The sequence below is a fragment of the Rhodococcoides kyotonense genome, from assembly GCF_900188125.1.
In the GTDB taxonomy this organism is placed as follows: Bacteria; Actinomycetota; Actinomycetes; order Mycobacteriales; family Mycobacteriaceae; genus Rhodococcoides; species Rhodococcoides kyotonense.
On the sequence record NZ_FZOW01000015.1, the window covers coordinates 1 to 21,378 of the forward strand.

The following is a 21,378-nucleotide window of genomic DNA, read 5'->3' on the forward strand; positions in this document are numbered from 1 at the left end:
ATGTCGGAGATCGACGGGGTCGCGACCTGCCCGGTGACGAGTTTGGTGACGGCGAGGTTGATGCCGGTGAGCATCAGGAAGCTCGACAGGGTGATCAGGAAGGACGGGATCTTCGTCTTCATCACCAGGTAGCCGTTGAAGAACCCGACCGCCAACGCCAGTACCAGCGCCAGGGCGGAGCCGAGCCAGACGTTCAAGTGCAGGTTGTAGGCGATCATCGAGGCCATGATGGAAGAGAAGGTGACCGCGACGCCGGTGGAGAGGTCGAATTCGCCGCCGATCATCAGCAGCGAGACTCCGATGGCCATGATGCCGATCGTCGACGACGCGTACAGGACCGTGGCGAGTGCTTCGGGGCTGCGGAAGGGTGGGGCGACGATGCAGAAGAAGATGAAGATGACGATCGCGCCGAACAGGGCGCCGATCTCGGGGCGAACGAGCAAGCGTTGCAACGGTTTCTGCTTCTTCACCCGCTCATCGGTGATGACGGTGTGCTTCGACAGATCCAAATCGGCCTGTGTACTCATGACAATTCCTTGCAGGAGGCGGCTCGGGTAGAGCCTGAATTGGGTAGAGCGACAACGGTGAAGGTCGAACGCGAGGTTCGCCGAACGACACCTCGTTCTTCGAGATGCCGAAACGCTCGACGCACTGTCCCCGCGGACAGCCTGACACGGTGGTGCAGCACGGAGACGGATTCGAAGTTGTCGTGCAACGAGATTCGCCCGTCGTCGATCGCGGCTTCGATTCCGAGCGCGAGGCTGTAGTACAGGGGCACCGCACGCGAAGGATGCAGCTGCATCTCTGGAAGACCAATTGTGTCGGCCATGATCAACCTTTCACGTGCGGTGCCTGTGGTTGGCGGTTGCTTTACCGTGTGCCGGCGGCAGCGAGGTCGGCGATGGCGTCGATGTTGGTGTTGTCGATGAACGACGGACCGGTCAGAACTGCCTGTCCCCCACCGAGGGTGTTCTTGTTGTTCAGGTACAGCCACAGCGAATCGATGGCGAGGTAACCCTGCAGGTAGGGCTGCTGGTCGATCGCCCACTTGACCGAACCTGACTTGATGGCATCGACGAGCGCACCGTTGGTGTCGAATGTGGCGATCTCGGCGGTGCTTCCTGCTGCTGACGCCGACTCGACAGCGGTCAATGCGATAGGTGCGCCCAGGGTCAGTACTGCGTCGATACTCGGGTCCTGCTGAAGCTTGGCCTGAATGGTCGCCTGCACGGACGGGAGGTCCTGACCGTTGACGTTCAGATTCTCGATCTTCCCGCCGAAGCCCTCCGCGACACCGGCACAACGGGCCTCGAGCGACACGGCGCCCTGCTCCTGAATGACGCAGACCGCATTCGTGGCACCATCGGCCTTCAGTCTCTCACCTGCGGCAATGCCGGCGATGCGCTCGTCCTGCCCGAAGTAGCCCTGCAGACCCATGTCCTTCCAGTTGTCGTAGCCCGAATTGAACGCTACGACAGGAACGCCGCCGGCAATCGCGGCCTCCACGTTGGGCCTCATCGCGTCGGGCTTCGCCAGGGTCACAGCCAGCGCGTCGACGCCCGAATCCACTGCGTTCTGGACAAGATTGGCCTGGTTGGGAGCCTCGACCTCGCCGTTGTAACGAAGTTCGATGTTGTCCTTCGCCGCAGCCGCCTCGGCGCCGCGACGAATCAGATCCCAGAACGTATCCCCGGGTGGTGCGTGCGTGATCATGGCGATCGTCGCCCGCGGAGTGTCTGCGGTACCTGCATTGGAACCACCACCGGACGATTCCGGTGCGCCACCGGTGCTACTGCACGCGGTGAGAGTGGCAGCCGTAGCCACCAGCGCAACGATGACGCGACGAGTCGAGATCACGATGTCCTCTTTCCTGGTTTTACCGGTCTAATTGACCGCGCTAGGCGTTAACTATGAACTGAGTCACATGTCCTGTCAATAGTCACTTCGGATCACCGTTGAGGAGCGCATGTCAGGTCCGCGGACGGCGTCGTTCGTGGTCGCGACGAATCGCAGGGGACGGTCGTCGACACCGCAATGCGTTTGTTGCGCGCGTCAAGCCTGCCCCGGGTCACACCGGTTGTCAGGCGTCAGTCGAACGTCGGCTCTGCAATCACACCGACGTGACGAACCGTCCCGGACACTCCCGGGAGCTCTTGAACGGGTGACCACGTGCGCAACCCGTCGGAACTGTCCGAGTACAGATACTTCCCCTCGGTGTACGCGTCGAGATAAATTCGCCAGTCGCCGCTCGGTAGCTGCACTACCGCCGGCCCCTCGACGAATGCACCCCAATTCCCCGGCGGGACAAATGAATACGGTCCCGTCGGCGACGGCGCAACTGCGTGTTCGACGACCTTCGTCGTCTCGTTCTTGACGAATGCGTGATAAGTCGAGCCCAACCGCACGACAGTGGTGTCGATGTGATCGGCGCCGAGGCCGGCAAGCGGTACCGGAGCACTCCACGACGTGAGCGACGGATTCAGCGCGGTGATCGAGTAGGGCACGAATCCACCGCCGGTCGACAGGGACACGATCACACTGACGCGGCCGCCGTCGACGAACCATTCGGGCGCCCACGCCTTGGTGACGAACGGCGACAACGACGGCCCATCCGAGAAACCGGCCGACCCGGTGAACCCCGGAGGGCTGGCAGAACCCGAACCGTTGCCCGTGCCCGGCATGAAAGCGCAACAGAACGGGATCGAATATCTGCCCATCGACGTCCAGGTCGATCGGTCGTTACTACGCGCGAAGCCGATGGTCGCACCGTCACCGGTGGTGTACGTCAGGTAGTAGGTACCGTCGGCGTTCCGAAAGATGCTGGGATCACGTATCAGCCCGGACGACGGCGAAAATGCAGCGATTCGGACTGGTATGAACTGGGTGGCGTCGGCCGACTCGTACACGTCCATGTCGCGGTCGTTGGTATTGCTGAACGCCACCATCGTGTAACGAAATCCAGTGGGCGCGGCGCCGCTGTTTGCCGGAGCCGCGAACAACAGACCGACGACGACAAGCAACACCACCGAGGGGGAGAAACGGGACCGTCTCGTCGGCGTCACTGATGCAGTATGAAGGAAGCCGGGGTGGTCGCGGAGCAATTTCGACCGCGTGGTCTCTTCCGATCGACCACCGACCTCGCCGAAGTCAACGCATCGACTTCGCGCGTGCGCCTCGAAGCAGCGCTTCCAGACCGACGAAGACAACGGCGGCGATGACGACGTGCATGAGCGCGAGGGTGACGGTGCTGACCGTATCGAAGTCTGCCGAGACTGTCATGGCGATCGTGCCCAACGGCGCAATCACACCCACGACCTGGGCGACTCTCACCACGCCCAGCCACCGCAGGGAAATGAGTGCGGCGACGCCCATGCCCACCACCATCGGAACGAGCGTCAGGATCACGACGCCACCGGGCGCGACGGACATCGACTGTCCGCCGTCGGTCAGCTCGAACGATCCTCCAGCCGCGAGTCCGACGAGCCAGAGCACGAGATTGAGCACCAACGCCACGATTACCGACAACAGAACCGCCTGCCACCGGGGCAAAGAACGCGTAGACGAAATCGAACCGATCATGATGAGCTCCCGTCGAATGAGGACTGCGCTTCGATGTCGACGGGTGGACTCGCCCGACTCACGGAACTCATCGGCGGCCATTCGTGTCGCTGGAGACCGGGTGGGATTGGATAGTCGAATGACATCGCCGACTTTGTGGCCACCGCGCACGTACAGTCGTCGTTCGACCCTTGCACTTGCCGTAATCGCGCTGTCGGCCGCCTGCTCCAGTAGTCCCGACGAGTATCGGACACCACCGAGCGCGGGAACATTCGACTATCAGCTCGGAGGTGCATACGACACGGACAGTGGATTCGACATCGTCGCACGCGATTCCACGTCCGAACCACTCGCCGGCGCCTATTCGATCTGTTATGTCAACGGGTTTCAGACTCAACCCGGTGTGGCGTGGCCGGAGGATCTTCTCCTGCGCGATTCCGGCGGTGAGGTCGTCGTAGACCCGGCCTGGCCCGACGAGAACATCCTCGACACACGGTCGTCGGACAATCGGGAGCGGATTCTCGACATCGTGGGCGGTTCGATCGACCGTTGCGCAGCAGCGGGATTCGACGCCGTCGAGATGGACAACCTCGACGTGTGGACGCGTTTTCCCGAAGTGAACGAAAATGCGACGCTCGAGTTGGCGACCGGGTATGCGACCCGTGCCCACGACGCAGGGCTGGCGATCGCACAGAAGAACGCACCCGACGTCGCACGACTGGCCAGCGAGACCGTCGGTTTCGACTTCGCCGTCGCGGAGGAGTGCGTCGCGTTCGACGAATGCGACTCCTACACAGAGGCATACGGTTCGCACGTTTTCGACATCGAATACACAGGACCTTTCGAGGTGCTGTGCGATGACCCGGACCGGCCGGAGGTGACGATCCTGCGAGACCGCGACCTGACCGACCCGTCGAATCCGGACCATGTGTACCAGCAGTGCTGAACTGCTGCGTCTGATACACAACCATGAATGTGCTTCACGCGGCACGCAAATTCCATGCTGTTTCGACAAAGCAAGCAATGGAACGACTCATTCTCCGGTGACGGCCATCGCGCCACGGTTGTTTCCCATCTGGCGACGCCGAACTCGCCGAAGTCCCGGGTCACCGAAAGACGCGGACCTCGCGACAGGGCTACCGATCAGCTCACCTGCGTTGATTCCCTCGGCTGCCGCCTCGGGCTGAGTGTTGACTGCACAGACGACCAAGTCGGCGCGAGATTCACACCCACCCCGCAGTTTCGACTGCCGCGCGATGGGTCTGAGCGAGGAAGTCGAGAACCATGGCCTCGGGATCCTGCGCTTGTCGCACGAGGTGATAGGGCAGTACGTACTCCCCCAACGTCGAATCCCAGTGCGCGGGAGCCTGAACCGCCGGATGTGTGTCGTACCCGTCGGGGTGCGGATATGCGTAGGCATAGAAAACGCCTTCTTCTGCGCCACCAGGCCAGTAGCCGGCGCTCGACACTTCGTCGCTGTAGGCCTCGTGCATGACCCAGTCAGGACAGTTCGGCACGCCGCCGGGATGCTGGGGTGCAGACCGGCCCGAGAACCGTGTGACAGCGAGATCGAATGCGCCCCAGAAGAAGTGAACAGGAGACGACTTTCCACGAAACTCACCACGGAACTTCGAGAAGACTCCATGTGCACTGACGAGTGACCGCCAGAAGCGAGAGACTGCATCGGCGTCGTACGAGGCATGCGCGGTGTCTTCGGCGAACGGGGTCGCGTCGGGCAGCTCGACGGGGGTTCCGACGATCGCGATATCGAATCCCAATTCTCGGAGATGGCCGGTGTATTCGGCATAGAAATCCGCGACGCTGCGCGGTTCGAGCTTCATCCGACGGGTACTCCCGTCGGTCACGAGGAACAGCAACTCGTGGTCAACGAAGTCGAAACGAATTTCCAACCCCCGGTTATCGGCTGACATCAGAGATGTGGTGAGTCCTCGTGCATCCACGTACAGCGGAACTCCCCACCAGTGGTTGACTTCCGGTCCGATGGCCATGCGCGTCTTGCCGACGATTTGAGTCCACAGCTGAACCGTGTCTCTGGTGTCGATCCACGAATCCACCGGCAACTCGGGCCAGGAGTCGTTCTGTGCGTTCATCATCAACTCTCGCTACGCCGACTTGGATCACTCGAGTTCACGGGCATGCACGAGACCTTAGCTGCATTTCGGCCGTGGCGATACGGACCGGTTCGTCTCGATACGACATGAGTCTTGACAGCGCACTTGCATTTTGCAAGTGTGAGGTGCATGAGCCTGTTCATCACCTGCCCGGTCGACGACGTCGAGCGCTCGACCACCTTCTACAACGCCCTCGGCTGGACTCTCAACACCGAGATGTCCGATCACAACGTCTCGTGCTTCGCAATCGCGCCCGAGCAGTACGTCATGCTCGGCAGCCACGAGATGTACGCGAGCGTCGGCGGCGTCGAGGACCTCGTCGGCGGGCCTGGTACCCCCTCGAAGGTCACGGTGTCATTCGATCTCGGCAGCCGCGAAGCGGTCGACGAGCTCGTCGACCGCGCCGGCGCCGCCGGAGGGCGGATCGGTGACACAGACGACTACCCGTTCATGTATCAGCGCCAGTTCGACGACCCCGACGGCTACCACTACTCACCGTTCTGGATGAAGCCGGATGTAGAAACGACTGCGTGAGCGACCTCGCCGCGGCCCTCGATGTCGTGGGAGCACGGTGGGCGCTGCTGATCGTGGAGCGATTGCTCGACGAGCCACAGCGCTACGGCGATTTGCAGCGCGATCTCGGGGTGCCGACGAACATGCTCGCGACGCGCCTGCGCGAGCTCGAAGCGGCCGGAGTACTGTCCCGTCTTCCTTTGCGGCACAACACGCGAGCCTACGCACTCACGGACCGTGGACGTGCCCTGCGCGGTGCGATCGTCGAACTCGGACGCTGGGCCACAGAAGCATAGGAACCCCGGACTCCACGGAGACGCCCTTCCCTGCCACTGTGTTCCGCAGCGTCCCAGCAGATCTACGAGGCGGATCCACGATGGACGCCGTCGGCTACGTAACTCCACCTCCGCTCGGATCGCGATACGCTGTCTGCGTGACTTACGCGGTGCAGCCTGCTAGGTCTTTCGCCGACCTACGGACGATGCTCGGGCCGAAGAACCCGTCGTCTTCGGTGTGCTGGTGCCTCAGTCACCGGCTCGATTCGAAGACGAACACGTCGCTCGTCGGCCCCCAACGCGGCGCCTACGTCGAAGCATTGACCCGCCGGGACGTTGCGCCGGGAGTGCTCGCTTACAGCGGCGAGGAAGTCGTCGGGTGGGCTGCGGTCGCACCGCGATCGGAACTGCCGTTCGCGCGGTCACGGAAGATACCGCACGTCGACGATTCACCGGTCTGGTCGGTGTGGTGCATCCGCGTCCGCCCGGGACACCGCAAGAAGGGAATCGCTCACGTCCTACTCGATGGTGCCGTCGAATTCGCCGGTGACAACGGGGCGCCCGCGGTAGAGGGCTACCCGGTCGACAACAGGGGCGACAAGGTCGATCCGACGATGGCCTACGTCGGAACCCGCAGCCTGTTCGAATCGGCGGACTTCGTGTTCGCCAGCGATACGACTGCAGTGTCGGGCGGGTTTCCGCGTGTCATCATGCGTAAGCAACTACACGAGCCACACTCGTAGTGACGCTGGATGCCACAGCGATCTTCTCCGCGAATCATGCTCCGTTCCAAGCCAACTGACTGCAGTAAGGAACAGGCCGCCCGAGTGTGGCGTCAGACCACCATGATTGCCACCATCACGTTCAACAGCGTCGCCGAGATTGCAAACGCAATCCCACCGGACCTGAACCGCGTCGCAATTCCTGCAGCCACCGTCAGAGTCACGATCATTGAGCCCACGAGCACGCCGATCGCCGACCCGAACGGGAGCACGCGCCACAGAACCCACACGGTGATCACTCCGAGGACGAGTCCGCCGATGCATTGCGCGATGCGCCCGACGATGCGCACTCCCACCCTGGTCATTCCACCACCTCGAGCAGGTGCATCATGCCGTGGTCTTCGTGGAACAGGATGTGACAGTGCATGACGAAGCGTCCGGTGAAGTCCTCGAATCGATGCCGGATGGTCAGTGACCCGAAGGGTGGAAGCATCGCGGTGTCGCGGTAGTGCTGTTCGTCGACAGGCTCGTCGTTGATTGCTACGACTTGAAAGTCGTTGACGTGGATATGAACTGGGTGGGGCTCGTAGGTGCGATTGACGAAGTGCCACTCCTCGGTGTCGCCGAGCTTCATGGTTTCGTTCACTACGTGGTGGTCGAACGTCGTGCCGTTGATGAAATACATGAAGTGCTCGCTGTGGCCGGTACCACGGGGTTCGAGCTCTTCGAACACGAATTCCCGACGACGATCGACGACTGCGTCCCGGAGGTCGTCGAACGGCAGCAACGTGGTCGGCAATGGTTCCGCCGGCTGTGCCTGCCCGCTCGAGACCAGGTTCAGCAGCGGCATCGGCGCGGGGACCATCGAGGAGTAGAACGGGCCGAACTCCTCCCAACTCAGCGAACGCAGTTGGTAGGTACCGATGTTCGCGCCTTGGACAAGGACATCGAGCCGACCTCCGGGTACGATTTCGACGACGTCGCGCGTGGACACCGACGTCAATGCGTCACCGTCGACGGCGATCACATGCATCGAATGACCGTCGAGCTGCAGCCGCAGGAACAGTGAGCTGGCGTTGAGGATGCGCCACCGCTGCACCTCCCCTGGCGCGATCTCGGTCGTCGGCTGAAACGTTCCGTTGACCAAGGTTTGCTGAAGGTTGTTCGAACTCTTGTCGCCTGGGACGATCTCGCCGTCGGCGATCTCCGTCTGGCTGAGAACCAACAGTCGCTCGGTCCGGTCTCGGACACCGGGCAGGTCGTCGAGTTCACCGCGGACGATCAAGGCTCCGAACAGTCCCGCGAAAACCTGTGTGTCACTGAGGCTGTGCTGGTGCGAGTGATACCAGAAGGTCCCGGACGAGTGGTTCGCCGGCAGGTCGTAGGCGTAGTCGTATGTCTCACCCGGCTCGACCGCCATCAACACGTCGTCGCTCGGCTGTTTCGGCGACACATGCCAGCCATGTGTGTGCAGATTGGTCGGCTCCCCGAGGTCGTTGATCAGCGCTACCTCGACGCGGTCACCGGGGCGCACGTCCAGAGTCGGGCCTGGATACGTTCCCTCGTAGGTGACCCCGCGCACACGGCCACTGCCCATGGCCACCTCTCCATCCGCAACGCGCAGTTGTGTCCGCAGGACGCCGTTCTCACTCGATCGCACAGTCGGCTCGAACCATGTCGACGCGGTCGCCGTGTCGTCCTTTGCGCATGCGGTCAGCATCGGTGTTCCGAGAAGAGGGAGTCCGACGAGGACTGCTGCGCCGGTCAGAAAGCGTCGTCGACTGACGGCGGAATCGTTGCCGGAACCGGGCTCAATCATCGGTGGGCTCCTTCGTGACCGTGACGGTCCGAGTTGTCGTGATGTAGCCAGGTGCTGCCCAAGCGACGTCGATAGTGCGTGAATCGGCAGCGTTGCAATCGAATACGACAGCAGCACCGATCCCGGCGGCGCCGCCCGCGGGGACCTGATACGGGACGGTGTCCTGCAGGCCCACTGCCAACACCTGGCCGTCGAGCGACAACGACACCTCGGCCGCATCAGGGGCGGCCCATCCGACGGTCACGACGGTGCGAGCCGGCGTCTCATCCAGACAGCGAAACGTCGGTAGGACCGTGAAGTCGGAGACCGCAATCGGCTCGGCCGGGTCTGGAGGCGGCGACTGCTCGGTCGTCGAGGCATCCGACGTTCTCGTCGGTACCGGGTTCAGTCCGTCGCGTGCAGGTGATTCTCCCCCACACCCCGCGACGACACACGCCGCCAACGCGGTCGCGAGGATTGCGCGAACCCCTCTGCCGCGCACTCCTCGGTGTCCGGTGGACAACCTCATCGCCACTGCCTTCCGGTAGCGCACATGACCGTCTACCACGTGCGCGCTGGACGCTACGGCGGAAGTGCACATATTTTGCAAATGTCAGGCCCCGGCGAATGACCTGCCAGGACGAGATCCATCTTTGCAAAGCAATTGCACTTGCTTCTTAAGGTCCGATCGAACCTCGATTGCGTCGAGGGCGGGCTGCCGTGCACTCGGTTCGCATAGTCCCGTGGGGAACCGAGTACGGCTCGAAGGAGAGTTTCAGTGGTATCGACCAGACGCCGTGGACACGTTGCGCATCGAGCCGGGGCTGCAGTGTTGACTGCGATGCTCGTCATCGGATCCGGCATCGCAGCATCGGGATCGGGCCATGCGCAACCGCTTCCGTTCCCCATCCCATTCGGGACCGGGTCAGCGGACGGCTCGACGGGGTCTACAGACAGTAGCGGTTCGTCCGGCGGGATCCCGGGATTGCCCGAGAGTGAAAACCCCGGAGCCTCACCGGCACCAGGAAGAGTCGCCGGTGAGCTTCCCATAGGCTCTGCCGTCGAAACGATTTCGACGAACTCAGGCGCAGGCACCATCTCGATAGGCGGCGAAGCTCAGCCGCACACGAGCGATCGAAACAATCCTGTGTTCGCCGTCTTTCGTGCCGCGGACCGCCTACGTACCGAGTCGGGAACAGTCCCATTCCAGGGCTACGGATTCGAGACGATCCGAAACAGACTCGCAGACACCACGACGAACAAGCCGGGTTCACTCGTGATCATCAGCTCGGTTCCCGGGGTCAAACGTGTGGACCAAGGCGTCGTCACCACTTTGCTTCGTGCGATCGGCGCAAATCCGTTCACCGAGGACGAGATCGCTCGACTGGACGCGGGTGCGTCGTTCTCCGCAGTCGGAAGAATCGGTGGCGACTCGGGTACCGCGTGGACCAAGGTCGCTCCGTTGTCGGACAAGAGCCTCGGGGGCAACATCACCGGCTTTCTGCGCTACAGCCCGATGGGCCTGCGGTACGACTTCGTACCTGGCCGACACACATCCATTGCCACTGCACTGGATTCGCCGTCGAATACGTCGAACACCATTCGGGTGGGTCCGAGTACCCAGTACCGCTCCGAAACCATCCCCAACGGTTCAGCCGGCTTCCACATCGTGTCGTTGCATACGCAGACTCTGGCGCTACGCACGAATACGACGATCGACACGTCCGCACGACCTGAACTTCTGGGCAATGAACTGACCTTGGCTGCTACACCCGACGAAGGCGAGCCGGCTCCGCTGGTGATCGTGCAGAGCATCGGCAAGCCAGTGCCGGTTGCTTCGTGGAATCCCGCAATTCGTGTCATCGACGCCCTGGGCGGTAATTCGACGGCATTCTTGGCCATGCACGAGCCGGTGAAGGCCGACTCCTCTGCTCGGGGCGACTATGCGTTGATCGGGAGCCTCGACGCCGGATCCCGATCGTCCGAGGCGGCTACCGTCATGGAGTCGCCGACGCCACTTCTCGGTGTGCTCGGCCCTCAGCGCGATTTCTCCTATCTCCCGCTCGCGTCCGGACCCCTTGGCGGTGTCAACACGTCGCAGGTCGACATCCTCTCGCAGGCGCCGACGGCGTTCCCTCAGCTCAACCGTCCGGCAGAACTATGGATGCTGGGCAAACTGGGCCTGTGTCAGGGTGCTGCGGATTCGAACTGCAGCTTTCGAACCGCGTACGACGCCGACTACGAAACCCACGGATCGGACTGGTATGTCTTCGCGACCAACGCCGGACTGCTGAACTACGAGGCGGGGCTGGGCTTCTCCGATGACGAGTTCAGGAGGACACGTACACAGATCGTCACCGAATTGCTCGCCGTTGCGGAGGTACACCGGTTCTACACGTTCTTGAAGCACGTCTTCTCCGGAGTCGAGGCGGAGCAGGCAATCCGCGTCGCAGACATCGCGAATGCGGTTCGCGACGACCTCGCACCTCGCGACTCCGAATTACCGACCGTTGCAGAGACTTTCAGCCTGATCAAGACACTGGCCGAAAAGTTGGGAAGTGCAGTTCCGGCTGCGCAACCGATCACCAGCAGTGTCCTCAGCGCCTTCACGTACGCCTCTTATGCATCGACGGCGAAGAACTCGATCCTTCCGGCGGAAACAAAACTGGTAGATCCCGTGAAAACTGCCGCCGGGAACCTCGGGCGAGTAATGAGCGAAACCCTGGTCACCACCTCGCTCCACTTCGACACCGAAGGGCGCATTGTCGTGACCGACTACGGAAAGCTCTCTGCCGCAGCACATGCCATCACGACGAAAGTGTGGGCGTTGCCGTCGAGTGCCACCGAGGAACGCAGCAAGTTCGGCGTTGCCATCAAGCAATGGTTTGCCAAGAAATTGCTTCCGGTCGCTTACCCCTGGCTCATCCGCGGAAGAACTCCGACAGGCGGCGACGGCCCTGGACAAGTGTGCTTTCCGATGTTCGCGGGTGTGAACACGCGCTCGGTGATCGAGGCCACCCAATCCTACGACGCCAACGGCGCGCCGATTCGTCGGATATTCTTTCCGTCGAAAGCGAACCCACAGAACACCAGCCAATTGAACGGCGTCCCATCTACTTTCCGAACGAACACGCCGTCCGATAGTCAAGCGGAACGTTTGATTGCGGAAAGTCCCGGCGGGTACGACATCAATCTCTACGAACTGTACGGGCCGCGCTATTTCGGTACCGCACACGATGCACGAGAGGATCTACGCGGATGCGGAGTGGGGCGGAAATGAGATCGCCAAGAACGTTGCTTCGCATGAGTTCCGCTATTCGATCGATGTCGGCCGCCCTGATCGTCCCAGTGGTGATGGTGTGCGCAACCACCGTCGCTGTCCACACTGCACACGCCGCGCCCTTCGGACTTCCCGATACCGGATCCTCCGGGTCTTCGGGATCGTCGGCGGCCCCGGAACCCGGCCAGCATCTGATCGAGAGCATGGGGGACGGGCGTAGGGCATTCGCGATCGTCTGGAACTTCCCATCTGCTCCGGACAGAACGATGACCTATGTGGTGCAGACGTATCCGACGACCGGCTCACCGTGCGTTCAGGCACCGACGAAGGAATTCTTCTTCAGGATCGATGTACCGGCAGGCGGACCTGCACGTACTCGCATCGATGTCTTGAGCTTCCAGTGCGCGTCGATCGATGCGCGCCAGAGTTGGGAGACGCGTGTGCTCACCCCTCGCGGTACCGAAGTCATGTACACGACCCTCGCGGTGAAAAGTACCGACTCCAACGAATTGACGTGGAGGCAAGCACCCGAAGTCAGCGGGACACCTCCACAATTCTTCATCGGGAAAATTGACAACGGCCTGTCGGTCGATGTGCGCCCGAGGTGACATCGGCACGCTGCTGGTCGAGGGAAATGCACTTCGATCATTATCGGATCAGGCTGCGTTCACCATCCCGCAACGGTGAGCGGTGGCGTCGAGCAAATTCCTGTAGCCCTCGTCTGCGAGGAGGGTGCCTGCGCGTTCGATCTGATCCATATGGACCTGCGCGCCCCCAGTCGGACTCGAACCGACACTGTGCGGATTTCAAGCCCCTAGAAGTGGATAAACGCGAACCTCGCTGGACTCAGAAATCATTACTTGACAACGGTTTTCGTGCAACACAGTCCAAAAGAGTCCATGCCCGGACGCACCGACTTGTGACACCCTCGTGATACCGAACTCGCCACACGGCGGCTGATTCCAACCGCTCTGAACGACCACGGACCGCGGTGGGATTTGACGGACAGGCGATGGCACTATCCAGGAGGGCGGCAGCGGATCCAGTGACACGGACATCCGTCATTATCGCCTCCTTCTTTCGTATACCCATCCCACGAAGACTTTAGATAGCCGCTCCGATGCGAGTACGGAGAAGCACTGCGATGTTTGACCCCAAGGACGTCATCGGGAGCGCCTCGCACGGTCTTGCGACCCACAACGACATGGATCGTTAATATCACTCCAGCAACTGCCCTGGTGTGGCGCGGAATGTGGGCGAGTTTCATGTCAGGGTCGCGAGCGAGTGCCACGACCATGGGTAGAACCACTAGCGAACTGATGGTGGACAGGAGTGTGGTCCTCCGGTTCGTGACGGTCGTGTGGGGGACGGCGTCTACAGTGCTTTGGCGATCATTGCTTTCATCACCTCGTTGGCGCCGGCGTAGATGCGCTGCACACGGGCATCCTGATACATCCGCGCGATGAGGTACTCGCGCATGTAGCCGTACCCTCCGTGCAATTGAACGCAGCGATCGATGACGGTGCATTGTTGATCGGTGAGCCAGTACTTGACCATCGCAGCCTCCGCCGGATCCAGCTGACCGGCGAGATGAGACTGTATGCACGAGTCGAGGAAGACTTCGCACGTTCGCGCGATCGTCTGGCACTCGGCGAGTTCGAACGCGGTGTTCTGGAAGTCGAACAGACTGTGCCCGAATGCTTGTCGCGACTTCGTGTACTCGACGGTGTCGTGCACGGCCCTGTTCATCGCACCCGACGCTTGAGCGCCGATGATCAGCCGTTCCTGGCCCAACTGCGTCATCATCTGGGCAAAGCCTCGCCCTTCCGCACCGAGGAGGTTCGACACGGGGACTCTGACGTCGGTGAAGGACAGCTCCGATGTGTCGGCACCGGTCTGACCCACCTTGTCCAATACGCGTCCCACTTCGAATCCGACGCATTCACGCAGGTCCACGATCAGGAGCGAGACTCCCTTGGCGCCCGCTTTGGGATCTGTCTTCACCGCGAGCACTATCACGTCCGCCGAGGATCCGTTGGTGATGAACGTCTTCGATCCGTTGACGATGTACTCGTCGCCGTCGCGTATCGCCGAGGTCTTGATGGCTTTGAGGTCCGAGCCTGCCCCCGGCTCTGTCATTCCGATGGCGCCCAGCACTTCTCCGCTGGCCATCCCGGGCAGCCAAGTCGTCTTCTGCTCCTCGGTTCCGTAGGCGAGGATGTAGTGGGCGACGATTCCCGAGTGCACGGAGATACCGAACGAGAGATCACCGGCGTAGCCCTGTGCGCAGAACACTGCGAGGTCGTGCGCGAACGTCCCTCCGCCGCCGCCGTATTCCTCGGGGATCGAGCAGCACAGAAGTCCGAGCTTGCCGGCCTCGAGCCACACGTCACGGTCGATGTGGTGTTGCGCATCCCATTTCTCGTTGTGGGCCATGACTTCTCGCTGAAAGAAGCCGGCCGCGAGTTCCGACAGCGCCGCGACCTCGTCGTCGTGCCAGGACGGTATGTATTTCTTCACCTGTGTTCCTTAGCCTGATCGGTACGAACGCTGTCAGACAGCAAGTTTCGCGCTGCCTGCGGTCTCGGGGTACTCCCCGAGCATTTGGTTCAACTGACGGTGGTAGCCGTCGACGTTGGCGACCTTGATCTGCTCGTAACCACGAACCATGTCCGGTAGCTCCGCGATGCGCACAGCGGCAGCATGGTTACTCGAATTGAGCAGCAGCAGAACCTGTTCGATGGCATCGCGGTATTCCTCGATCAATGCCCGTTCCATCTTGCGGATGTGGTGGTAGCCGAAGACGTCGAGCTTGGTGCCACGAACCTTCCGCATGCCGCGCAGCGTCCTGAAGGCTGGCATCGCCCAGTTACCCAAAGAGATCTTGTTCTTCATTCCCAGTGCGCGCAGCATCGGTGGGTGCAGGCGAACCGACCTCTTGGCACCCTTGCCGAACGATTCCGTCACCGCTGCATCGAATTCCGGGTCCAGGATCAACCGAGCTACTTCGTACTCGTCCTTGTATGCCATCAGTTTGTGCAGGTTTCGGGCCACAGCTTCGGTCAGAGCAGTCGAGTCGCCGACCGCTCGTGCTTCCGTGCGTCGAACATGCTCGACGAATGCGGTGAATCGGCGTGCATAGTCGGCGTTCTGGTACGAGACGAGTTCGCTGGTGCGCAATTCCACGATTCGCTCGAGTTCCGATCCATGCGGCGCATCGACCTCGCGGGCGATAGACACAGTCGATGGGGACGGAGGAGTTGGTTCGAATGCCGCTCGACGATTCGCCTCGATGGCTGCGTTCAGCGCTTCCGGATCTCCGACGGCCTGGCGGCCGCGTCGAAATGCCTGCAGGTTGGCCTCGACCGACACTCCGTTGAGGGTGATCGCTTGTTCGATCGCCTCGAAGCCGATCGGCAGTACGCCGGTCTGGAATGCCGCACCGACGAGCAACATGTTCGTGAACTGCTCGTCGTCGAACAACTCCAAGGACAGCTGGGCGGGGTCGAGGTAGATCGCGCGCGCCGTAGTGCCGTCGATCGCGGATCGCACCTTGCCGATCTCGGGGAAGTGGACCGAGGTATCGACGATCATCTGGCCGGTGGGGATTTCGGTCGTCGAGATCACCGCGATCGTACTCTCGGCACTGGCCACCTTGAGGTTGTTCGGGTCGGTGGCCACCAGAGAGTCGCAGCCGAGGTACAACCCGCAGCGGCCCTGCCCGATTTTCGACGCCGTCTCACGCTGCGAGGCGGTCATCTTCACGTCCGACACGACCGCGCCGCCCTTCTGCGCGAGTCCGGTCTGATCGAGGCTTCGTACGAATTTCCCGTCGATCACGGCTGCAGTGGCGAGGATTTGCGCCACGGTGATCACACCGGTGCCGCCGACACCCATGATGCGCATCCCGAACTCGTCGTCGATGCTCGGTACGTCGGGCTCGACCACGATGTCCGATGCCACCGCCGGTACCGGTGTGCGCTGCTCGGCCGGGCCCGGAGTCACCGTCACGAAGGACGGGCAATCACCCTTCAGGCACGAGTAGTCGAGATTGCACGAAGATTGGTGAATGGTGGTCTTGCGCCCGAACTCCGTATCGGTCGGGTGCACCGACAGGCAGTTGGACTTTTCGCCGCAATCGCCGCAGCCTTCGCAGATCCGCTCGTTGATCATCACGCGCGTGGTCGGTGTTTCCATCTTGCCGCGCTTACGCTTTCGGCGCTTCTCGGCTGCACATTCTTGATCGTGTACCAGTACGGTGACACCGGGCACCGTGGCGAGCTCCTGCTGGACGGTGACGAGGTCGTCGCGGTCGCGGACATCCACGCCTTTGGGAAGTTTCAGTGCCTTGATGCGGTCGCGGTCCTCGGTGGTGACGACGATCTTCTTGACGCCCTCGGCGAGAAGAAGATTCGTGAGGCGATCGAGGGGCATGCCGCCGATCGGGTCCTGGCCGCCGGTCATGGCGACTGTCGCGTTGTACAAGAGCTTGTAGGTGACGTTTTCTCCCGATGCCACGGCAGCGCGTAGTGCGAGGCTTCCCGAGTGCATGAAGGTGCCGTCGCCGATGTTCTGGACGAAGTGGCCCTCGGTGAGGAAGGGGGCCATCCCGATCCACTGAGCGCCTTCACCTCCCATCTGCGTGAGACCGATGACGTCACCGACCTGTTTGTCGTCCATCATCATGACCATTGCGTGGCAACCGATTCCGCCACCGATGAGCGAATCGGGGGCAACCTTGGTCGACGAGTTGTGGGGGCATCCCGAACAGAAGTAGGGCGTGCGGGTGAGCAGTGGAAGCGAGATCCGAGAAGGCTTGGGGCGCTCTCGGTATCGCAGTACCGGCTCGATGTCGTACTCGCCCAGTCGCTTCGCCAGCGTTCCTGCGACGAGATCGGAGTCCAGTTCGCCGAACGCGTTGACGAGTGGCTTGCCCCCCGGGTCATGCTTGCCGACGACGATGGGCGCGTTGGGGAAGCGGTAGAGGATGTCGCGAATTGCCGTCTCGATGAACGCGCGCTTCTCTTCGACGACGACGATCTCGGACAATCCACGAGCGAAGGTCGTCACGATTTCCGGATCGACCGGGAAAATCATGCCCAGCTTGAGAATTCGAATACCGTAGCGCTTCAGATCGGCAGGTGTGAGGCCGACGATGGACAGAGCTTCCTGCAGGTCCAGGTATGTCTTGCCCGAGGTGACGATGCCGATTCGGTCGTCGGGACTGGCCCCGATGATTCGATTGATCTTGTTGATTCGTGCGTATTCCAGTGCGCGCGGAAGCCGATCGAGCTGTTGGCTGCGTTCGAGCGTCAACAGATTGGGTCCGACGAGGTTGGCGTTCGGGGTGTATGTACTGGGTCCGAGATCGCCGTAGCTAGGATCGATCCGATCCGGATGCACCTGCGCTGTGCTGGCACCGTCTGCGACGGCAGTGACGATCTTCAGGCCCGACCACAGTCCGGTGAAACGTGAGAGGAAGGGAGCGTGGACGCCGTAGTCCAGCACTTCCTGTGAATCCGCCGGATACAGCGTCGGAATCAGCAGGTCCGCCATCGCGACTTCCGACGCGCACGCCAGACTCGAGGACTTTCCGCCGGGATCGTCCCCCACGAGTGCGACCGCGCCGCCGTTCGGGTCGGCGCCGACGAGGTTGGCATGCCGAATCGCATCCGACGCCCGGTCCAGGCCGGGAGATTTGCCGTACCAATAGCCTGTTACCCCTGCAGTGCGCAGGTGGCCTATCTGCGGTGCCATCTGCGTGCCCAGAACCGATGTGGCAGCGAGCTCTTCGTTGACACCGGGTCGATGAACGACGTCGTACTCTGCAAGGATCTTGCGTTTGCGGCCGATTTCGAGGTCGTATCCCGCCAGTGGCGATCCCTCGTATCCGGACACGAACGACGAAGTCTGGAGCCCACGTCGTCGATCGAGAATGGCACGATCACGAATGATCCGCACCAGTGCTTGGATTCCGGTCAGGTAGATGGATCCGTCGTCGAGTACGTACCGGTCGTCGAGCGAGAACGACGAATTCCGCTGGGACAGCGTGGTGGTCATTGAAAGTCCTTAATAGTGATTCGAATGCGCATCAGGCCGGGGCTGTGCCTGGCGTCATCCCTTCGATCAGCTTTTCCAAAGAGCTTGCGGCGTCGATCCGTTCGACGAAGGTGGCTTCGGCACGTTGCGCTTCCTCGCAGTACTCGACGACGCGGGGCATGTCCTCGAAGGGCACGATGCACACACCGTCGATGTCGGCGACGATGTAGTCGCCTGGCCGAACTGTATTGCCGCGCAGCACGACCGGTCCATTGACCTCGGCGATCTCGTATCGATACCGTGCCGCTGCGGGCATGCGCCCCGCACTCCACACCGGAAGGTCGCTCGCCAGGATCGACCCACTGTCGCGCACCGATCCGTCCACGATGCATCCCGCGATCCCGGCCTTGACTGCCCACTTGGCAGACAGCGCACCCATCACAGCACCGGACTGCAGACCCGAACAGTCCATGACCGCGACATCCCCCGGGCTGCCTATTCCGTAGAGATCTCGGTCGCCGAACACTTTGCCGCGACCTGCGTTTCGGTTTGCAGTCACATCTGCGTCGAGCGGAATGTATCTGAGCGTGACCGCCTGGCCGCAGACACGGGAGTCGTCCGACAACGGTGCGAGACCGGTCGATCCGAGAACCGATCCGATACCCAGTTCGTCGAGCGCGTCCGCGACCGCGGACGACGTGTCGGGGACCTCCAGCAGCCGGCTCGCCAGATCGGTGTCGTGCCGCGGCACCCGGTCGGTCGCGATCTTGGACTGGGGAACAGTTCCCGTGGTCCTTCTCCAGTCGACGAGCGTTTCAGACATGCTGCGAAGCCTCCGAAGCGATGCGGGTGGTGGTGGGAAGTGTCCGGCGCCTTACGCATTCGTAGGTGTCGATATCACTGGAATTGCGAAGGGTGATGCTGATGTCGTCGAAGCCGTTGAGCAGACGCCAGCGTGCATCGGGATCCAGGTCGAAGCCGAAGATGCTGTCACCGCAGCGCACCTCGGACTCGGCCAGATCGACGGTGACTTCATCGGTCGGCGTCTCCTCGACGCGGTCCCACAATTCGTCGATCACGGACTGTTCCAGAGTGACGGTGAGCAGACCGTTCTTCAAAGAGTTGCCACGGAAGATGTCGCCGAACCGTGGCGCCAGGACTGCTCTGAATCCGTAGTTCTGCAATGCCCACACGGCCATCTCGCGTGAGGATCCGACACCGAAGTTGTCTCCGGCGATCAACACCGTTGCTGCCCGATACTCGGGCTGGTTCAGTACGAAGTCAGGCTTGGCGCGCCAGTCGTGCAGTAGTGCGTTCTCGTAGCCCTGCTTCGTGACTCCGACGCAGAACCGCGCCGGAATGATCTGGTCGGTGTCGACGTCCGAAACGCGCAGTGGTGCAGCAATTCCGGTGTGAGAGGTGAAGATCTCCATCAGCGTGCTCCTTCCAGGTCCGCAGGAGTTGCGAGGTGACCTGCGATTGCCGTGGCAGCCGCGACAGCCGGGGACACGAGGTGAGTACGAACGCTACGTCCTTGACGGCCTTCGAAATTGCGATTGTTGGTGGACGCGGCTCGTTGCCCAGGCTTCAGCCGATCGTCGTTGAGCGCTACACACATCGAGCATCCTGAGTACCTGAGCTTTACACCGGCGTCGGAGAACACCGCGTCGAGCCCCTCGTCGATCGCCTGCACCCGAACAGCTTCGGAGCCGGGCACAAGGAGCACCTGGACGTCCGGGGATACGCGACGGCCCTTCCATACTTGGGCGACCTCCCGCAGATCCTCGATACGCCCATTCGTGCACGATCCGATGAACACCGCATCGACGGCGATGTCGCGCATCCGCTGACCGGCAGTGAGGTCCATGTAGTCCAGTGCTCGCTCGGCTGCAGCGCGCTCGACAGGGTCGATCATTGCGGCGGGATCGGGAACCACAGCATCGATGGATACGGACTGCGCAGGGTTGGTTCCCCACGAAACACGTGGAGACAACGTGGAGGCGTCGAGATGAACCTCCTTGTCGAAGACAGCGTCGTCGTCGGAGAAGAACGTGCGCCAGTATCGCGCTTCTTCGTCGAATGCAGCCCCCGCCGGGACGTGCGGCAGTCCACGCAGATAGTCGATGGTGACGTCGTCGGGCGCAATGAGTCCTGCACGGGCACCGGCTTCGATCGACATGTTGCACACAGTCATTCGAGCTTCCATCGACAACGCTTCGATGGCCTCACCCTGGTACTCGATGACGTGTCCTTGGCCGCCGCTCGTCCCGATCCGTTCGATGATCGCAAGGATCAAATCCTTCGCGCTGACGCCGAGGGGCAAGGCGCCGTCGACGACAACCCGCATGTTCTTCATCGGGTTCATCGGCAGCGTCTGGGTCGCGAGTACATGTTCGACTTGGCTCGTTCCGATGCCGAATGCCAGCACCCCGAACGCTCCGTGCGTACTGGTGTGGGAGTCGCAGCAGACCAATGTCATTCCCGGTTGCGTCAGTCCGAGTTCAGGTCCGATGACGTGCACGATCCCCCGCGAGGAGTCACCGAGCGAGTACAACTCGATCCCGAAATCCGCGCAGTTCCTACGAATGTGATCGAGCTGCTCCACCGCTGCCGGATCGTCGATCGTTCGCAACACATCGTCGGTCGGGGTGTTGTGATCCTCGGTACCCAGCGTCAAGTCCGGTCGGCGGACCGTCCGCCCCGATTGACGTAGACCCGCGAACGCTGCGGGAGTGTTCACCTCGTGCAGCAAATGCAGATCGATGTAGATCAGATCGGCTTCACCCTCGGCCGAACGCACGATGTGACTGCTCCAGATCTTGTCCGCCAACGTACTTCCCATGAGCGCACACAGTCCTTCCACTAGACGTATCGGGGCGGTGACGCTGCGCGTCCGCGGGGCTGTTGCAGACACGATCTCCGGCACCTCGACGTGACCCACAACATAGCCACACATGTACCGTGAGCTGAAACAACCAATCGATTTAGCTACCAGATGCTCAATTGGCTGCCGCAGGAACAGAACCGAATGCGCATTCGGAGCATTTCGACACACTTCAGA

The 21,378-nt window shown here is 61.8% G+C and carries 20 protein-coding genes; 6 read left to right on the forward strand and 14 right to left on the reverse strand.

What is annotated here, in order from left to right; genetic code table 11:
- From CHB96_RS21910 to CHB96_RS21930, 5 genes are all read right to left on the reverse strand, one after another.
- Positions 1-527 (reverse strand): ABC transporter permease (locus tag CHB96_RS21910; protein ID WP_141136529.1); only part of this gene is annotated, 527 nt, incomplete at its 3' end.
- Positions 524-829, reverse strand: coding sequence for a helix-turn-helix domain-containing protein (locus CHB96_RS21915; RefSeq protein WP_141136530.1), 306 nt, complete (start codon positions 827-829; stop codon positions 524-526). The genes CHB96_RS21915 and CHB96_RS21910, both read right to left, overlap by 4 nt.
- 41 nt (positions 830-870) lie before the next feature.
- Entirely contained in the window at positions 871-1,857 is a 987-nt protein-coding gene (locus CHB96_RS21920; protein ID WP_089250263.1) for a substrate-binding domain-containing protein, read from the reverse strand.
- A gap of 230 nt (positions 1,858-2,087) precedes the next feature.
- Positions 2,088-2,945 (reverse strand): glycoside hydrolase family protein, encoded by an 858-nt coding sequence (locus CHB96_RS21925; protein ID WP_342746276.1) that lies wholly within the window; start codon positions 2,943-2,945, stop codon positions 2,088-2,090.
- A gap of 202 nt (positions 2,946-3,147) precedes the next feature.
- Positions 3,148-3,579 carry a DUF6069 family protein gene (locus CHB96_RS21930; RefSeq protein WP_089250494.1) on the reverse strand — a complete coding sequence of 144 codons (432 nt, stop codon included), beginning with the start codon at positions 3,577-3,579 and terminating at the stop codon, positions 3,148-3,150.
- Positions 3,580-3,697: 118 nt separating this feature from the next.
- On the opposite strand from CHB96_RS21930, the gene CHB96_RS21935 reads away from it, so the two are divergent.
- The gene (locus CHB96_RS21935) at positions 3,698-4,504 is read left to right on the forward strand and encodes an endo alpha-1,4 polygalactosaminidase (RefSeq protein WP_089250267.1); all 807 of its coding nucleotides are present in this window, start codon (positions 3,698-3,700) and stop codon (positions 4,502-4,504) included.
- Between the two features lie 277 nt (positions 4,505-4,781).
- Here CHB96_RS21935 and CHB96_RS21940 read toward each other — a convergent pair whose 3' ends face one another.
- On the reverse strand, positions 4,782-5,669 hold the full coding sequence (locus tag CHB96_RS21940) for a DUF5996 family protein (protein ID WP_089250496.1): 888 nt from the start codon (positions 5,667-5,669) through the stop codon (positions 4,782-4,784).
- 150 nt (positions 5,670-5,819) lie between these two features.
- Here CHB96_RS21940 and CHB96_RS21945 point away from each other — a divergent pair, with 150 nt between their 5' ends.
- The 3 genes from CHB96_RS21945 (at position 5,820) to CHB96_RS21955 (ending at position 7,221) form a co-directional block, all read left to right on the forward strand.
- Complete coding sequence (locus tag CHB96_RS21945) at positions 5,820-6,224, forward strand: VOC family protein (protein WP_089250269.1); 405 nt, start codon at positions 5,820-5,822, stop codon at positions 6,222-6,224.
- Positions 6,221-6,499, forward strand: coding sequence for a winged helix-turn-helix transcriptional regulator (locus tag CHB96_RS21950; protein WP_089250271.1), 279 nt, complete (start codon positions 6,221-6,223; stop codon positions 6,497-6,499). The genes CHB96_RS21945 and CHB96_RS21950 overlap by 4 nt, the downstream gene beginning before the upstream one ends.
- A 137-nt stretch (positions 6,500-6,636) precedes the next feature.
- Positions 6,637-7,221: a GNAT family N-acetyltransferase gene (locus CHB96_RS21955; RefSeq protein WP_089250498.1), complete on the forward strand. Its 585-nt coding sequence runs from the start codon at positions 6,637-6,639 to the stop codon at positions 7,219-7,221.
- Between the two features lie 92 nt (positions 7,222-7,313).
- On the opposite strand, the gene CHB96_RS21960 is transcribed toward CHB96_RS21955, so the two are convergent.
- The 3 genes from CHB96_RS21960 to CHB96_RS29785 are packed head-to-tail and all read right to left on the reverse strand — an operon-like array spanning position 7,314 to position 9,527.
- A complete protein-coding gene (locus tag CHB96_RS21960) occupies positions 7,314-7,565 on the reverse strand; it encodes a hypothetical protein (RefSeq protein WP_089250273.1) in 252 nt (83 codons plus the stop codon).
- Positions 7,562-9,019 carry a multicopper oxidase family protein gene (locus tag CHB96_RS21965; protein ID WP_176444431.1) on the reverse strand — a complete coding sequence of 486 codons (1,458 nt, stop codon included), beginning with the start codon at positions 9,017-9,019 and terminating at the stop codon, positions 7,562-7,564. The genes CHB96_RS21960 and CHB96_RS21965 overlap by 4 nt, the downstream gene beginning before the upstream one ends.
- Positions 9,012-9,527: a hypothetical protein gene (locus CHB96_RS29785; RefSeq protein WP_176444432.1), complete on the reverse strand. Its 516-nt coding sequence runs from the start codon at positions 9,525-9,527 to the stop codon at positions 9,012-9,014. Before CHB96_RS29785 ends, CHB96_RS21965 begins: the two co-directional genes overlap by 8 nt.
- A gap of 249 nt (positions 9,528-9,776) precedes the next feature.
- On the opposite strand from CHB96_RS29785, the gene CHB96_RS21975 reads away from it, so the two are divergent.
- Both CHB96_RS21975 and CHB96_RS21980 read left to right on the forward strand, forming a co-directional pair.
- Positions 9,777-12,278 carry an immunoglobulin domain-containing protein gene (locus tag CHB96_RS21975; protein WP_141136531.1) on the forward strand — a complete coding sequence of 834 codons (2,502 nt, stop codon included), beginning with the start codon at positions 9,777-9,779 and terminating at the stop codon, positions 12,276-12,278.
- Between the two features lie 23 nt (positions 12,279-12,301).
- The gene (locus CHB96_RS21980) at positions 12,302-12,886 is read left to right on the forward strand and encodes a hypothetical protein (protein ID WP_141136532.1); all 585 of its coding nucleotides are present in this window, start codon (positions 12,302-12,304) and stop codon (positions 12,884-12,886) included.
- A 766-nt stretch (positions 12,887-13,652) separates the two neighbouring features.
- On the opposite strand, the gene CHB96_RS21985 is transcribed toward CHB96_RS21980, so the two are convergent.
- Genes CHB96_RS21985 through leuC form a run of 5 tightly spaced genes read right to left on the reverse strand, consistent with a single transcriptional unit; the run spans position 13,653 to position 21,159 of the window.
- On the reverse strand, positions 13,653-14,798 hold the full coding sequence (locus tag CHB96_RS21985) for an acyl-CoA dehydrogenase family protein (protein ID WP_089250282.1): 1,146 nt from the start codon (positions 14,796-14,798) through the stop codon (positions 13,653-13,655).
- Between the two features lie 33 nt (positions 14,799-14,831).
- Positions 14,832-18,338 carry an indolepyruvate ferredoxin oxidoreductase family protein gene (locus CHB96_RS21990; protein WP_245866013.1) on the reverse strand — a complete coding sequence of 1,169 codons (3,507 nt, stop codon included), beginning with the start codon at positions 18,336-18,338 and terminating at the stop codon, positions 14,832-14,834.
- Positions 18,339-18,369: 31 nt separating this feature from the next.
- A complete protein-coding gene (locus tag CHB96_RS21995) occupies positions 18,370-19,140 on the reverse strand; it encodes an RraA family protein (protein ID WP_089250284.1) in 771 nt (256 codons plus the stop codon).
- Entirely contained in the window at positions 19,133-19,750 is a 618-nt protein-coding gene (gene leuD / locus CHB96_RS22000) for a 3-isopropylmalate dehydratase small subunit (protein WP_089250286.1), read from the reverse strand. Before leuD ends, CHB96_RS21995 begins: the two co-directional genes overlap by 8 nt.
- Entirely contained in the window at positions 19,750-21,159 is a 1,410-nt protein-coding gene (leuC, locus tag CHB96_RS22005) for a 3-isopropylmalate dehydratase large subunit (protein ID WP_089250502.1), read from the reverse strand. Before leuC ends, leuD begins: the two co-directional genes overlap by 1 nt.
- Positions 21,160-21,378 lie beyond the last annotated feature (219 nt).